The organism is Aeromicrobium erythreum (genome assembly GCF_001509405.1).
Lineage (GTDB): Bacteria > Actinomycetota > Actinomycetes > Propionibacteriales > Nocardioidaceae > Aeromicrobium > Aeromicrobium erythreum.
Genome location: NZ_CP011502.1, coordinates 3397147 through 3412097, shown reverse-complemented (window position 1 = coordinate 3412097; position 14951 = coordinate 3397147). Strand labels below are relative to the sequence as shown.

11 protein-coding genes are annotated in these 14951 nt (G+C 71.7%); 6 read left to right on the top strand and 5 right to left on the bottom strand.

All coding sequences use genetic code 11. The features are described from left to right. Positions 1-26 precede the first annotated feature (26 nt). The 4 genes from Aeryth_RS16110 to Aeryth_RS16095 all read left to right on the top strand — a co-directional run bounded on the left by Aeryth_RS16110 (position 27) and on the right by Aeryth_RS16095 (position 4903). Positions 27-737 carry an HAD family hydrolase gene (locus Aeryth_RS16110; protein WP_067860748.1) on the top strand — a complete coding sequence of 237 codons (711 nt, stop codon included), beginning with the start codon at positions 27-29 and terminating at the stop codon, positions 735-737. Continuing rightward, positions 737-3274: a glycoside hydrolase family 65 protein gene (locus tag Aeryth_RS16105; protein ID WP_083516512.1), complete on the top strand. Its 2538-nt coding sequence runs from the start codon at positions 737-739 to the stop codon at positions 3272-3274. The genes Aeryth_RS16110 and Aeryth_RS16105 overlap by 1 nt, the downstream gene beginning before the upstream one ends. Positions 3275-3443: 169 nt before the next feature. Further along, the gene (locus Aeryth_RS16100; RefSeq protein WP_067860746.1) at positions 3444-3878 is read left to right on the top strand and encodes a hypothetical protein; all 435 of its coding nucleotides are present in this window, start codon (positions 3444-3446) and stop codon (positions 3876-3878) included. After that, positions 3875-4903: an adenosine deaminase gene (locus Aeryth_RS16095; protein WP_067860744.1), complete on the top strand. Its 1029-nt coding sequence runs from the start codon at positions 3875-3877 to the stop codon at positions 4901-4903. Before Aeryth_RS16100 ends, Aeryth_RS16095 begins: the two co-directional genes overlap by 4 nt. A 15-nt stretch (positions 4904-4918) precedes the next feature. Here the strand turns inward: Aeryth_RS16095 and Aeryth_RS16090 are convergent, their stop codons facing one another. The 3 genes from Aeryth_RS16090 to Aeryth_RS16080 all read right to left on the bottom strand — a co-directional run bounded on the left by Aeryth_RS16090 (position 4919) and on the right by Aeryth_RS16080 (position 8398). Beyond that, complete coding sequence (locus tag Aeryth_RS16090; protein ID WP_067860742.1) at positions 4919-6532, bottom strand: bifunctional phosphatase PAP2/diacylglycerol kinase family protein; 1614 nt, start codon at positions 6530-6532, stop codon at positions 4919-4921. Positions 6533-6665: 133 nt separating this feature from the next. Next, entirely contained in the window at positions 6666-7772 is a 1107-nt protein-coding gene (locus Aeryth_RS16085; RefSeq protein WP_067860740.1) for an inositol-3-phosphate synthase, read from the bottom strand. Between the two features lie 50 nt (positions 7773-7822). Further along, positions 7823-8398, bottom strand: coding sequence for a PadR family transcriptional regulator (locus tag Aeryth_RS16080; protein ID WP_067860738.1), 576 nt, complete (start codon positions 8396-8398; stop codon positions 7823-7825). A 1089-nt stretch (positions 8399-9487) separates the two neighbouring features. On the opposite strand from Aeryth_RS16080, the gene Aeryth_RS16075 reads away from it, so the two are divergent. Further along, on the top strand, positions 9488-11659 hold the full coding sequence (locus Aeryth_RS16075) for a transglycosylase domain-containing protein (RefSeq protein WP_067860736.1): 2172 nt from the start codon (positions 9488-9490) through the stop codon (positions 11657-11659). 65 nt (positions 11660-11724) lie between these two features. On the opposite strand, the gene Aeryth_RS16070 is transcribed toward Aeryth_RS16075, so the two are convergent. Both Aeryth_RS16070 and Aeryth_RS16065 read right to left on the bottom strand, forming a co-directional pair. Continuing rightward, positions 11725-12771, bottom strand: coding sequence for an alanine racemase (locus tag Aeryth_RS16070; protein WP_067860734.1), 1047 nt, complete (start codon positions 12769-12771; stop codon positions 11725-11727). Then, positions 12768-13916: a lipid II:glycine glycyltransferase FemX gene (locus Aeryth_RS16065; protein ID WP_067860733.1), complete on the bottom strand. Its 1149-nt coding sequence runs from the start codon at positions 13914-13916 to the stop codon at positions 12768-12770. The genes Aeryth_RS16070 and Aeryth_RS16065 overlap by 4 nt, the downstream gene beginning before the upstream one ends. A gap of 99 nt (positions 13917-14015) precedes the next feature. Between Aeryth_RS16065 and Aeryth_RS16060 the strand changes: the two genes are divergently transcribed. Then, entirely contained in the window at positions 14016-14936 is a 921-nt protein-coding gene (locus tag Aeryth_RS16060; protein WP_067860731.1) for a siderophore-interacting protein, read from the top strand. Positions 14937-14951 lie beyond the last annotated feature (15 nt).

Below are 14951 nucleotides of genomic sequence, written 5' to 3'. Positions count from 1 at the left end.
ACACGAGACCCGCCTACGCTTCTCGCGTGGACTGGAGCGACTACGACGCGGCCCTCTTCGACCTCGACGGCGTGATCACGCCGACCGCCGAGGTGCACCGGCGCGCCTGGGACCAGATGTTCAACGACGTGCTGAGCGAGCGCGGTGTCAAGGAGCCGTACACCGACGCCGACTACTACCGCTACGTCGACGGCAAGCCGCGCTACGACGGCGTCCGCTCCTTCCTGGAGTCGCGCGGCATCGAGCTGCCCGAGGGCACGCCCGACGACGCGCCCGAGGAGGAGACGGTCGGCGGGCTCGGCAACCGCAAGAACGTCCTCTTCGAGGAGATCCTCGACCGCGACGGCGTCCAGGCCTACCCCGGCTCCGTCGCCCTGCTCGACGCACTCGCCGAGCGCGGCACGCGCGTGGCCGTCGTCTCCAGCTCGCGCAACGCCCCGAAGGTCCTGCGCGCCGCCGGTCTCATCGAGCGGTTCCCGATCATCGTCGACGGCGCCGTCGCCGCCGACCGGCAGCTGGCGGGCAAGCCGGCACCCGACACCTACCTGTTCGCCGGGCAACAGCTCGACGTCGAGCCGTCGCGGGCCGTGGTGCTCGAGGACGCTACGTCGGGCGTGGCGGCGGGTCGGGCCGGACGCTTCGGTCTCGTCGTCGGGGTCGACCGCGGGGCGGGCGCCGACGCGCTGCGCGAGCACGGCGCCGACGTCGTCGTCGACGACCTGCAGGAGCTCGTCTGATGTCGCCGCTGGACCAGCCCACCGAGCCCGTCGACGAGGACCGTGGCCTCGGACCGTCGCACGAGGCGCCGCCCGTGCGCGACTTCCTCGACCGCTCGCGCTGGCCCGCCGACGAGTGGCGGCTCACCGAGCGTCGCTACGACGCCGGCGACCTCGGCCTCACCGAGACGCTGTTCGCCGTCGGCAACGGCTACCTCGGGCTGCGCGGCAACGTCGAGGAGGGCCGCGACTCCCACACGCACGGCACCTTCGTGAACGGCTTCCACGAGACGTGGCCCATCCAGCACGCCGAGGAGGCCTTCGGGTTCGCGCGCGTCGGTCAGACGATCGTCAACGCCCCGGACGCGAAGATCATCCGGCTCTACGTCGACGACGAGCCGCTGCTGCTCTCGGTCGCCGACCTGCACGAGTACGAGCGCTCGCTCGACCTGCGCGACGGCGTGCTCCGACGTCGGCTGCTGTGGCGCACCCCATCGGGCAAGCGGGTGCTGGTGGAGTCGACGCGCATGGTCAGCCTCGAGCAGAAGCACCTCGCGGTGATGACGTTCGAGGTGACGCTGCTCGACGACCCCGCCCCCGTGGCGATCTCCTCGCAGATCCTCAACCGTCAGGACGGCGAGGACGAGTACCACGTCCGGCACAAGGCCATGGGCGAGGGCAGCGACCCGCGCAAGGCCGAGCAGCTCACCCGTCGGGTGCTGGAGCCGCAGACGAACGAGGGCGACAGCGACACCGGCCGGGTCGCGCTCGGCTTCCGGTGCGCCGAGAGCGGCATGACGCTCGGCGTGATGGCCGACCACGACATCGTCACCGAGAACGAGTTCACCAGCCGGGTCGTCACCGGCGACGACCTCGCGAAGACCACGTACCGGGTCGCCGCGCAGCCCGGCGTCCCCGTCCGGCTGACCAAGACGGTCGCGTACCACACGTCGCGCGGCGTGCCGTCGCGCGAGCTGCTCGACCGCTGCCGTCGCACGCTCGACCGCGCCCGCGACCTCGGCGTGCCCGAGCTGCGCGCCGAGCAGCGCACGTGGCTCGACGCGTTCTGGGCGCGCGCCGACGTCGAGGTGCCCGGTCAGCCGGAGGTGCAGCAGGCGATCCGCTGGAACCTGTTCTCGATCATGCAGGCCGCGGCCCGCGCGGAGGGCCAGGGCATCCCGGCCAAGGGCGTCACCGGCTCCGGCTACGGCGGCCACTACTTCTGGGACACCGAGGTCTACGTCATGCCGTTCCTGACGTACACCACGCCGCGGGCCGCGCGGAACGCGCTGCGCTTCCGCTACTCGCTGCTCGACGCGGCCCGCCGCCGTGCCGGCCAGCTCGCGCAGAAGGGCGCGCTGTTCCCCTGGCGCACCATCAACGGCGAGGAGGCGTCGGCGTACTACGCGGCCGGCACCGCGCAGTACCACATCGACGCCGACATCGCGTACGCGCTGAGCCAGTACGTCGGGGCCACGGGCGACGTCGAGTTCCTCGACCGCGAGGGCATCGACGTGTTCGTGGAGACCGCCCGCCTGTGGGCCGACCTCGGCTTCTGGCGCAGCGAGGAGGGCAGCACCTTCCACATCCACGGCGTCACGGGGCCGGACGAGTACACGACGGTCGTGAACGACAACCTGTACACGAACGTCATGGCGCGCTTCAACCTGCGCCGCGCGGCCGAGGCGGTGCGCACGCTGCAGCACTCGAATCCCACGGCGTACGCCGACGCGAAGGCGCGCCTCTCGCTCACCGACGAGGAGGTCGAGGAGTGGGGTCGCGCGGCCCGCAACATGAGCATCCCGTTCGACGAGCACCTCGGCATCCACCCGCAGGACTCGCACTTCCTCGAGCGCGAGATGTGGGACCTCGACCACACGCCGCTCGACAAGCGTCCCCTCCTGCTGAACTACCACCCGCTCGTCATCTATCGGTTCCAGGTGCTGAAGCAGGCCGACGTCGTGCTGGCGCTGTTCCTGCAGGGCGAGGACTTCACGCCCGAGCAGAAGCGCGCCGACTTCGAGTACTACGACCCGATCACCACGGGCGACTCGACGCTGTCGGCGGTCGTGCAGTCGATCATCGCCTCCGAGGTCGGCTACCACGACCTCGCGTACCGCTACTTCCTGTCGGCGCTGTTCGTCGACCTCGCCGACCGGCACGGGAACACGTCCGACGGCGTGCACGTCGCGTCGACCGGCGGGGTGTGGAGCGCCGTGGCCGCCGGGTTCGGCGGCTTCCGCGACCTCGGCGCCGGGCAGTGGACGATGGACCCCCGCCTGCCCGACGACTGGGAGTCGCTCACCTACCGGCTCACGCTGCGCGGCACCCGCGTGCGCGTGACCGTGCGCCCCGACGAGCTCGAGCTCGTGGTGGAGGACGGCCAGGGCCACCTGGCCTTCGAGGTGCGGGGCGCCGAGGTCGTGGTCGGGCCCGACGCGCCCGTCACCGTGCCGCTGGACGGCCAGGGTCCGCGCCTCGAGGGCGAGCCGCCCAGCCCGATCGGCACCCGCCGCTCCGACGGCACGATCATCTCCGCCATCGTCCCCGGCGCCTGACCCACCGGTCGCCCCGTGAGGCCCGTTTGCGTGGGGCCCCACGCAAACGGGCTCTCCCCATCGCAAACGTGCGGGGTTTCTGCAGGTTTGGGTGGGGCCCCACGTAACCGGGCGCAGGCGGGGCGGTCCGTCGCGCGGGCCCTGTCGGACCCGCCCTAGACTGCTGGGTGTGTTGATCGTCAGGTACGAGGTCAGTGACGGCAGGTCCGGGGAGGACGTCGTCCTCGTCGACCAGAAGTGGTCGTTCGGGCGGGTCGGCGGCGACGAGGCCCCCACCGTCGAGACCGACGACCGACGGGTCAGCCGCGGTGCGCTCGTCATCCGCGACAGCGGCCCCGGCCCCGTCGTCTTCCGCGGCCAGCGCGGCGAGCAGGCGCGGGTCGGCCTGGTCAGCGACGACGGCAGCACCGAGTGGCTCGCCGAGGGCAAGGCCGGCAACCTCACCGCGACCGCGCGGCGGGTGACCTTCGACCTGCAGGACGAGAACGTGCTCTCGCTCGAGGTCGAGTTCGCCGACCGGGGCAGCGTCGTCGAGCGGCAGCAGGCCGCGCAGCCGCACCTCACCCTGGTGCCGGACCCCGACGACACCACCGAGCAGCCGTGAGCGGGCCGCAGGACGTCGAGTCCGTCGACCTCGCGTTCCTGCAGGGCCTGCCGAAGGCCGAGCTGCACGTGCACCACGTCGGATCCGCGTCCGTCGAGGCCGTCGCCGAGCTGGCGGCCCGGCACGAGGGCAGCACCCCGGTGCCCACCAACCCCACCGCGCTCGCCGACTACTTCCGCTTCACCGACTTCGCGCACTTCGTCGAGGTGTACCTGTCGGTCGTCGACCTGCTGCGCACCCCCGACGACATCTGGACCCTCACGCACCAGGTCGGCACCGACCTCGCCGCGCAGAACGTCCGCTACGCGGAGCTGACGCTCACCCCGTACACGTCGATCGTCCGCGGCATCCCCGTCGAGGCCTACCTCGAGGCCGTCGAGGACGCGCGACGTCGGGTCGAGACCGACACCGGCCTCGTGCTGCGGTGGATCTTCGACATCCCCGGGGAGTCCGGTCTGGAGGCCGCCGACGTCACGCTCGACGTCGCCCTGAACCACGCGCCCGACGCGCTCGTCGGCTTCGGCCTCGGCGGGCCGGAGATCGGCGTGCCCCGCCCGCAGTTCGCGGAGCACTTCGCCGCGGCTCGCGCCGCCGGGCTGCACAGCGTCCCGCACGCCGGCGAGTCCACCGGGCCCCAGACGATCCGCGACGCGATCGAGCACCTGGGGGCCGAGCGGATCGGGCACGGCATCGCGGCCGCGCAGGACCCCGCGCTCATGGCACTGCTCGCCGAGCGCGGCATCGTGCTCGAGGTGTGCCCGACGTCGAACGTCTGCACCCGCTCGACGCCCTCGCTCGACGAGCATCCGCTGCCGACGCTCGTCGCCGCGGGCGTCCCGGTCACGATCAACAGCGACGACCCGCCGATGTTCGGCACGACCCTCACCCGCGAGTACGCGGTCGCGGCCGACCTGCTGTCGCTCGACCGCCCCGGCGTCGTCGACCTCGCGCGGTCGGCGATCGACGCGTCGTTCGCTCCCGACGCGGTGAAGACCTCGATCCGCGCCGAGCTCGACGCCGTCTGACCCGCTCGGGCGACGTCAGCCCTTCTGCACGGTCGGCGCCACCGGCACCCGCACCAGCAGCACGCCGGGGCGGACCTCGGCGGTGATCTCGGTGCCCTCGTCGACGGGGTCGCCGTCGAGCTGCATCGGGGTGGGGCCGGTGGCCTTCACGTGCACCCGACGTCCGGTGAACCGATCGAGACGGTCGTTGGTGCGCTTGCGGCGGGTGATCACGCGGACCGCGATCGAGACCCACCCGAAGAACCGCCGCGGCGCGATCACCACGACGTCGAGCTCGCCGTCGTCGATCTGCGCCTCCGGCAGCAGCGGGAGCCCCGCCTGCAGGTAGCCGACGTTGCCGATGACGACCGTGCGGGCGCGGAACGTGCGCGGCTCGCCGTCGTCGACGGTGATCGTGACCTTGGTGCCGGAGTAGCGCAGCGCCTTGACGCCCGAGACGACGTAGGCGACCCAGCCGACCTTCTTCTTCAGCTCGTCGTTGACGCCGGTCATGATCATCGCGTCCATGCCCAGGCCCGCCATGACGAGGAAGCTGGTCTCGACGCCGGCGTCGGTGCTGAACCGGGCGAGGTCGATCGCCTTGTCCTGGCCGCCGAACGCCACCTCGAGGGCGTCGCGCGGGTTGAGCGGGATGCCGAGGTTGCGCGCCAGCAGGTTGCCGGTGCCCTGCGGGATGATGGCCACGGCCACGCCGGTGCGGGCGGCCTCCTCGCACACCGCACGCACGGTGCCGTCGCCGCCGGCGGCGATGATGAGGTCGGCGTCGGCCTCGAGCGCCGCCTCGGTCTGGCCGTAGCCCGGGTCCTCCACCGTCGTCTCGAACCAGGCCGGCTCGTTCCAGCCGTGCTGGCCGGCGACCAGCCGCACGAGGGTCTTGAACTCCTCGACGTCGGTCAGCTTGGAGGGGTTGAGGACGACCGCCACGCGCTTGCGGCCCGTGCCCGTGACCACCGCGAGCTCGGGCGGGAGCCGGGTCGCGTCGGTCGCGACCGCGAGCCACAGCACGACCGTCACCAAGGCGCCGAGGGTCAGGCCGGCGGTGACGTCGGAGAGGTAGTGCACGCCGAGGAGCACGCGGTCGGCGGCCGTCACCAGCGCCAGCAGGACCCACAGCGTGAGCAGCAGCCGACGGCGCCACCCTCGCCCGGTCAGCACGATCGTCAGCAGCGCGAGGACCGTGAACAGCACACCGGCGCCGGCCGAGTGCCCGCTCGGGAAGGAGTAGCCGCCGATCTCGTGGATCGGCTCCTCCCACGCCGGTCGCGGACGCTGGAACACGAGCTTGACCAGGGCGTTGCCGCCGATGCCGACCACGCCGCTGAGCGCGATCCACGTGGCGATGCGCCACTCGCGCCGGGCCAGCGCCGTGCCTGCCAGCAGTGCCAGGACGATGCCGACGCCGACGTTGGACAGCACGACCGCCAGCACCTCGAGCACGTCGACCAGCCACGGTCGCGCGACGCTCACGTCGAACGCCGCCCGGGCCACGCCGTCGTCGACGTCCTGCAGCCAGGCGGCGTCGGTGCCGACGAGGAACGCGAGCAGGGCGAGCAGCGTCACGAGGACGACGAGCACGGTGGCGTACACGCCGTCGCGGCCGGGCTCGGCGCGACGCAGGTCGATCGACACAGGCGTCCTTCCGGTCGGGGTCTGGCCGGGTTCAGCGTAGTGCGGACCGGGCCCGGACGCGCCGAGGCGGTGTCGCCGGGCTCCCAGGGGGAGGACCGGGCGACACCGCCTCGGTGTCACGCAGGGTCGCGGGTCAGCGCTCCTCGGTGCCGGAGATGAAGGCCTCGAGGCGCTGGCGGCCGACGTCGTCGGGACGCTGCTCCGGCGGGCTCTTCATCAGGTAGGACGACGCGCTCAGCAGGGCGCCGCCGACGCCGCGGTCCTTGGCGATCTTCGCCGCGCGGATGGCGTCGATGATGATGCCGGCGGAGTTGGGGGAGTCCCAGACCTCGAGCTTGTACTCCAGGTTCAGCGGCACGTCGCCGAACGCGCGACCCTCGAGGCGCACGTAGGCCCACTTGCGGTCGTCGAGCCACGCCACGTAGTCCGAGGGGCCGATGTGCACGTTGCGGTCGTCGGCGCCCACGCCGGCCAGCGAGCCGGTGAGGTTGGAGGTGACGGCCTGCGTCTTCGAGACCTTCTTGGACTCCAGGCGCTCACGCTCGAGCATGTTCTTGAAGTCCATGTTGCCGCCGACGTTCAGCTGGTAGGTGCGGTCGAGCGCGACGCCGCGGTCCTCGAACAGCTTCGCCATCACGCGGTGCGTGATCGTCGCACCGACCTGGCTCTTGATGTCGTCACCGATGATCGGGACGCCCGCGTCCTCGAACTTCTTCGCCCACTCGGGGTCGGAGGCGATGAAGACGGGCAGCGCGTTGACGAACGCGACCTTCGCGTCGATCGCGCACTGCGCGTAGAACTTGTCGGCCTCCTCCGAGCCCACCGGCAGGTAGGAGACGAGCACGTCGGCCTGCGTGTCCTTGAGCACCTGGACGACGTCGACCGCGGGGGCGTCGGACTCCTCGATGGTCTGGAGGTAGTACTTGCCGAGACCGTCGAGCGTGTGACCGCGCTGCACGGTGACACCGGTCGGCGGGACGTCGGTGATGCGGATCGTGTTGTTCTCGCTGGCCGTGGTGGCGTCGGCGAGGTCGAAGCCGACCTTCTTCGCGTCGACGTCGAACGCGGCCACGAACTCGATGTCGCTCACGTGGTAGTCGCCGAACTGGACGTGCATGAGTCCGGGGACCGTGCCCGCCGGATCAGCGTCCTTGTAGTACTCGACGCCCTGGATCAGGGAGGTGGCGCAGTTGCCGACGCCGACGATGGCGACGCGGATCTGGTGGTTCGCCGAACCCATGGGTTCTCCTTCAGGTGGGTGGTTGGTTGCTCGTGCTCGGTGGAAGAGGGTCAGGGGGACCCGGGCCGCTCGGCCGGGTCGGGGTGGGGGTTGCGCTCGCGCTCGATCAGGTCGGTGAGCCAGCGCACCTCGCGCTCGACGGACTCCAGGCCGTGGCGCTGGAGCTCGCGGGTGTAGGCGTCGGCGCGGTCGCGGCCGCGCTGGTTGGCCTCGCGGACGTGCTCGAGACGCTCCTGCAGCCGGCTGCGCCGGCCCTCGAGGATGCGCACGCGGACGGCCGACTCGGTGCGGCCGAAGAACGCGAACCGCACGCTGAACGTCTCGTCGTCCCAGGTGGCCGGTCCGGAGTCCTCCATCGCGGTGGCGAAGTGCTCCTTGCCGGCGGCGGTGAGGTGGTAGACGATCCGGTTGCGGCGTCCGCGCACCTCGACGTCGCGGTCCTCGTCGGCCTCGATGAAGCCGGCGCGGACCAGCGTCTTCAGGCAGGGGTAGAGGGTGCCGTAGGAGAGCACCCGCCCGAGCCCGAGCAGGCTGATGAGCTCCTTGCGCAGCTCGTAGCCGTGCATCGGCGTGTCGTGCAGCAGGCCCATGACCGCCAGCTCGAGGGTCGCGCCACGACGTGCCATCGGACCCTCCCCGCTGCTCGGTGGGGCGTCCGGCGACGACCCGCTATATCGGGACGATACATCAGATCGGCAGTTCATGTCAGCCCATGTCAGGTGCTGGTGTCAGGTCATGTCAGGTCCTGTTGTCCGGTCATGTCCGGTCCGCGGCGGGTGTCGCGGGGATCCGTCGGAACCGCCGCCCGCTCCAGCGGAGGATCCCGCTGGTCGAGTAGCGGCACGGGCGACGAAGGAGCTCCGTGCTGCGTATCGAGACCACTCGGCAACGGCTCAGCGTGCGCCGACCCTCAGCGTCCGCTCGGCAACGGCTCGGCGGGGGCCGGTTCCCAGCGTCTGCTTGGGGTGGTCTCGATACGCCCGGAGCACGCTCCTTCGTCGCGGCTCCGCGCTACTCGACCAGCGAGACGTTCCGCTGGTCGAGTAGTCAGGACGAGCTTGCGAAGTCCTGACGTATCGAGACCACCCGGCAACGGCCCAGCGCGGGCCGACCCCCAGCGTCCGCTCGGCGACGGCTCGGCGGGGGCCGGTTCCCAGCGTCTGCTTGGGGTGGTCTCGATACGCCCGGAGCACGCTCCTTCGTCGCGGCTCCGCGCTACTCGACCAGCGAGACGTTCCGCTGGTCGAGTAGTCAGGACGAGCTTGCGAAGTCCTGACGTATCGAGACCACTCGGCAACGGCTCAGCGCGGGCCGACCCCAGCGAGACCACCCGGCAACGGCCCAGCGGGCGAATTCCCAGCGACGGCTTCGAGTGGTCTCGATACGTCTCCGCCAGCTCCTTCGTCGCGGCGTCGACTACTCGACCAACGAGACCTACCGCTGGTCGAGTAGTCAGGACGAGCTTGCGAAGTCCTGACGTATCGAGACCACTCGGCAACGGCTCAGCGCGGCCCGACGCCCAGCGAGAGGTCTTGCGGTGAGCGTCGCGGGCGGTGCCGCGGGGGATTCGACGGAACCGCTGCCGGGTCCGGCGTCGACCCGCCATCCTTGGGTTCTCAGGATGATCGGGCACACTGGAGCGATGCCGCGCCGTGTCCCGGGCGCACGCACAGCACCACGCCCTGCCCGCAGGGCCGAGACGGAGGAAGTGGTCCGTGGCCACCAGCACGCACCGAACCAAGCCGAAGAGCACGCCCCGCAAGCCCGGTCTGTTCCGCCGCATCGGCGGTGACGGACCGCGCTGGAAGCGGGTGCTCCGCTGGCTGGCGCTCCTGCTGGTGCTCGGCATCCTCGCAGCGGCGCTGCTGTTCTTCGTGCTCTACCGGATCATCTCGATCCCCGACGCGAACGCCGACTTCCAGACGCAGACGACGAAGGTCTACTACTCCGACGGCAAGAGCGAGCTCGGCACCTTCGCGATGCAGGACCGCGAGAGCATCCCGCTCGACGAGGTGCCCTCCGTCATGCAGGCGGCTGTCATCGCCGCGGAGGACCGCACGTTCTACGAGAACCAGGGCATCGACTTCAAGGGCATCCTGCGGGCCGTGCGCGACAACGCCACGAGCGGCCAGATCACCAGCGGTGGCTCGACCATCACGCAGCAGTACGTGAAGGTGCTGTACCTGAACCAGGAGCGCTCCTACAAGCGCAAGGTGCGCGAGGCGATCCTCTCGATCAAGATCCACAACCAGCTCTCCAAGCAGGAGATCCTCGAGGGCTACCTCAACACCATCTACTTCGGCAACGGCTCCTACGGCGTCCAGGTCGCCGCGCAGACGTACTTCGACCGTCCGGCCTCCCGCCTGAACTACGCCCAGGCCGCGCTGCTCGCCACCATCATCAACAGCCCGAGCTACTACGACCCGTACGCCGAGGGGGCGAAGGAGCGGATCCTCCCGCGCTACCGCTACGTGCTCGACGGCATGGTCAAGTCGGGCGCGATCACCGCCGACGAGGCCGCGAAGTACCAGGACCAGCTGCCGCGGGTCGTCCCCAAGAAGAACAGCAACCGGTTCCGGGGCACGAGCGGCTACCTGCTCGAGCTGGTCCGCACCCAGCTGCGCCAGGCGGGCTTCTCCGACAACGAGATCGACGGCGGCGGCCTGCGGGTCACGACGACGTTCGACCGTCGCCTGCAGCGCGACGCGGTGAACGCGGTGCGCACGATCATCCCGCAGAACCTGAACGAGCTCAACGTCGGACTCGTCTCCGTCGAGCCGGGAACGGGCGACGTGAAGGCCATGTACGGCGGGCGCGACTACCTCAAGAGCCAGCTGAACTGGGCGATGCAGAGCGTCCAGCCGGGCTCGACGTTCAAGGTGTTCGCCGTGATCGCCGGCCTCGAGGACGGCTACGGCCTGCGCACCACGCTCAACGGCAGCTCGCCGCTGCGTATCGGCAACAGCATCGTCGGCAACCAGGGCGACAGCGGCGGACGCTCGTTCGGCCCCGTCACGCTCGAGATGGCGACGCAGGAGTCGATCAACACCGCGTTCGTCGACCTCACGCAGCAGATGAGCGGGGGCGCCGAGGCCGACGCGAGCATCGGCGCGCGCAAGATCCTCAAGGCCGCCAACCAGGCGGGCATCCCGCGCTCGGTGACCGACAAGATCAACCCGGTCGCGGTCACGTCGCTCGGCTTCGCCGGCGTCCCCGCCGTCGACATGGCCAACGCCTACGCGACCATCGCCGCCGGTGGCGAGCGCGCCCAGTGGCACGTCCTGAAGAAGGTCACCGGCTCCGGGGGCAACGACCTCGAGCTGCCGAAGCGCGAGACGCGGCGCTCGATCCCCGAGGACGTCGCGGGCGACACGGTGGCGGCGCTGCAGAAGGTGACGTCGGTCGGCACGGGAACCAACGGCCGCACCATCTGCCCGACGATCGGCAAGACGGGTACCGCCACGGCGGGCAAGAACGACGCGGACCAGCACGTCTCGTCGTCGTGGTTCGTCGGCGCGACGCCCAAGCTGGCCACGGCCGTGACGTTGAGCCGCGGCGTGGGCAACGAGGACATCGAGGGTTACCTGGTGCCGTTCTTCGGCGGCCAGTACCCGGCGCGCACGTTCAAGGCGTTCATGGACCCTGCCCTGCAGGGCACCGAGTGCGGCAGCTTCCCGCCGCCCGGCAACATCCAGGCCGACAAGGGCCGCACCTACGTGCCGCCGGCGCCGACGGCGACCCCGTCGCCCACGCCGACGCCCACGCCGTCGCGGACCCCGCGTCCCACGCCGACGCCGACCCCGTCGCCCACGCCGTCGCCCACGCCGACGGCGACGCAGCCGACCCCGCCGACGGAGACCACGGAACCTCCGCCGTTCGGCGGCTGAGCCAGGACGACGACGCGGCGGTCACCCCGAGGGGTGGCCGCCGCGTCCGCGTCGTGGGCGGGAGGTCAGTCCAGGACGATCCGGTCGAACGTGGCCGTCGTGAACCGCACCGCGCAGCGCACGTCGTCGCCGACGGCCGGCGCCGTGGCCGACGCGGGCAGCAGCACCTGCGACGCGTGCATGTGCGGGGGCTCGGCGAACCAGCGCTGCCGGCCGTCGACCGTGAACGGGCTGAGCATCAGGCCGGCGGCCTCGAGGCTGCCCTTGGCGAGGGTCTTGCCCCGCTGCACCACGCCCGCGCTGGAGCGCGGCGCCTCGAGCCCGACGCCGTGGCTGGTGCCGCCGGAGATCACCAGCAGGTAGCCGTCGCGGGTGACCGCCCGCTGCCGGTAGCCGACCCGCTCGCCGCGGGAGATCCGGTGCACGTCGAGCACCTTCGCGCGCACGTCGAGGGCGCCGAGGTCGCCGAGCCACACCGACGTGCCGACCCGCGGGCGCACGGTGAGCCCGGGCCGGCGCTCGCGCAGCTGACCGAGCTCGCCCGGACTGAGGTGGGAGACGTAGAAGGTCGTCGTCTCGAGCTGTGACGCCTCCAGCGCCGCCGCCCACGACTCCGCCTCGGCCAGGTTGCTCCCGGTCATCGGCAGGTGGGCGGCGAAGCCGACGACCTCGAGGCCGCCGAGCGCGGCCACCGCGGCGGCGAGCTCGTGCCGGTCGAAGCCGTGGCGCGCCATCGACGTCTCGCCCTCGACGACCACCCGCGCACCCGGTGCGCGCTCGGCCAGCGCCGCCACGTCGGCCACCCGGCCCACGGTGTGCACCACGCGAGGGTCGGCGAGCGCCTGCTCGACCGCAGCACCGTCGAGGAACGGGCGCCACGGGCCGAGGACCATCACGTCGCCGTCGAAGGCCTCGAGCGCCTCCGGCACCTCCGCGTAGACACCGACCGCGACGGTGTCGGCGCCGAGCGCCGCGCTCTCCGCGGCCAGCCGGTCACGACCCAGCCCGTAGCCGTTGCCCTTGATCACGGGCACCAGCCCCGGCAGGCGCTCCGCCGCAGACTTCAGGTGACCGCGCCAGCGCTCGACGTCGACGTGCAGCTCGAAGGTCATCCTCGTCTCCTCATATATGCCGTGAAGGCGGCGTACAGGGGGCGGTTGAGGGGGAGGTCCCACTCGCCGAGGTACTCGACCGCCTCGCCCCCGGTGCCCACCTTGAACTGGATGAGGCCCACGTGCGGGTCGTCCGGGTCGAGCGTGTCGGTGATGCCGCGCAGGTCGTAGACCGTGGCGCCCGCGGCGAGCGCGTCGCGCATCATCTGCCACTGGACGGCGTTGGACCCGCGCACCTCGCGCTTCGCCGACGTCGACGCGCCGTAGGAGTACCAGGCGTGCGTGCCCACGCGCACGAGCGTGGTCGCCGCGACGAGGTCGCCCTCGTGGTGCGCGAGGTACAGGCGCATGCGGTCGGGGTCCTCGCCCGTCAGCGCGTCCCACATGGTCAGGAAGTACGACAGCGGACGCGGCGTGAAGTGGTCGCGCTCGGCCGTCTCGACGTACACGCGGTGGAACGCCTCCAGGTCGTCGCGGCCGCCGAGCGTCACGTCGACGCCCGCCTTCGCAGCCTTGCGGATGTTGCGCCGCCACAGCTGGTTCATGCCGGCCAGCACCTGCTCCTCGGTGCGGGGCGTGCCGTCGGCGTCGGCCAGGGGCAGCCAGAAGTTGTACTGCGGCTGGCCCGCGCTGAACCCGCCCTCGGTGGCGAGCCGGCGCCAGCCGAGGTCCTGGAGCCGGTCGGCGACGGCGAGCGCCGCCGCGTCGTTCACGTCGGCCGGCACCTCGCCGAGCGTGCCGAGTGCGGGGTCGGCCACGGCGGCCTTCACGGTGGCGGCGTGCCAGCGGCGGGTCACGACCGGCGGTCCCATCCGGATGCCGAACGCCTTCTTCGCCTTCAGGTGCGCGGCCAGCGGCTCCAGCCAGGCGCCCAGGTCGGCACCTGCGTCGACCCACGGCAGCACGGGCCCCTCCGGCAGGTAGGCCAGGTAGCGCCTGACCTTCGGCACCTGGCGGTAGAGGACCAGCGCGGCACCCACGACCTGGCCGGACGCGTCGATCCAGCCGACCGACTCCGACCCCCACTCGGCCTTGACCTGCGCCCACGCGGGCGTCTGCAGGAAGGAGACGGAGGGTCGGCCGGCGACGAAGTCGAGGTGCTCCTCGCGGGTGATCGTGCGGACGGTCACGGGGGAGGGGCTCACCCGGTCGAAACTACCAGCGCGACGTCCGGGGAGCAGGGTCAGTTAGGCTAGCCTAAGCATCGCCACATACCGTCGTCGTCCCGCCCGGGGAGGAGAACCATGAGCGAGGTCCCACCGGTCTGCCGGGCCACCGTCGTGCGGAAGGTGCGGCTGTCCGCGCACCTCGTCACGGTCACGCTGCGGCCGGAGGACTTCACCTCCACCGGCGTGCCCGACGAGTACGTGCGGCTGATGATCGCCCCGGAGGGGGCCGAGCTCGCGATCCCCACCTACGACGAGAACTGGGTCATGCGGGTGCCCGAGGGCGCCGTCGAGCCCGCCGCCCGCGTCTACACGATCTCCGACCACCGGGTCGTCGACGGCGTGCCCGAGGTCGACATCGACATCGCGGTGCACGACCACGGCGTCGGTGCCGACTGGGTCAGGCGCTGCGTGCCGGGCGACGAGGTCGGGATGATGGTGCCGCACGGCCTGTACGCCGCGCCGGCCGACACCGCCTGGCAGCTCCTCGTGGCCGACGTCACCGGGCTCCCCGCGCTCGCCCGCATCCTGCGCGACCTGCGCCCCGGCCAGCGGGTCGAGGCGGTCGTGGTCCTCACCGACGACGGCGACCGCATCGCCCTGCCGAGCCCGGCCGACGTCGACGTGCGCTGGGTCGTCGTCGAGCGCGAGACCGACATCTGCGGCGCGCTCGAGTCGGCCGTGACCGAGCGTGGTCTGCCCGCCGCCGGCGAGGCGACCGACGACGTGCCGCTCAGTCGGTACGTGTGGCTGGCCGGCGAGGCGCGAGCCAGCCGCGCGGCCCGCAAGCTCCTGCGACGCACGCTCGACTGGCCGCAGACGGACTTCTACACCTGCGGCTACTGGCAGATCGAGGCCGAGAAGTGGAACGCCCGCTACGAGGAGGTCGCGGCGGAGGTCGGCGAGAAGGCCCGCCAGGCCTACCTCGAGCTGGCCGAGACCGACCAGGGTGCCTACCTCGACGCCATCGAGGAGATCTACGAGAAGGCCGGCCTCTAGCCGGCCGTGCTCCTG

What these genes read in the sequence shown, in the direction of transcription:
- Aeryth_RS16105 (WP_083516512.1), top strand. Translation starts at nt 737, where the DNA reads ATGTCGCCGCTGGACCAGCCCACCGAGCCCGTCGACGAGGACCGTGGC.
- Aeryth_RS16085 (WP_067860740.1), bottom strand. Translation starts at nt 7,772, where the DNA reads ATGGGTTCGGCGAACCACCAGATCCGCGTCGCCATCGTCGGCGTCGGC.
- Aeryth_RS16080 (WP_067860738.1), bottom strand. Translation starts at nt 8,398, where the DNA reads ATGGCACGTCGTGGCGCGACCCTCGAGCTGGCGGTCATGGGCCTGCTG.
- Aeryth_RS16070 (WP_067860734.1), bottom strand. Translation starts at nt 12,771, where the DNA reads ATGACCTTCGAGCTGCACGTCGACGTCGAGCGCTGGCGCGGTCACCTG.
- Aeryth_RS16060 (WP_067860731.1), top strand. Translation starts at nt 14,016, where the DNA reads ATGAGCGAGGTCCCACCGGTCTGCCGGGCCACCGTCGTGCGGAAGGTG.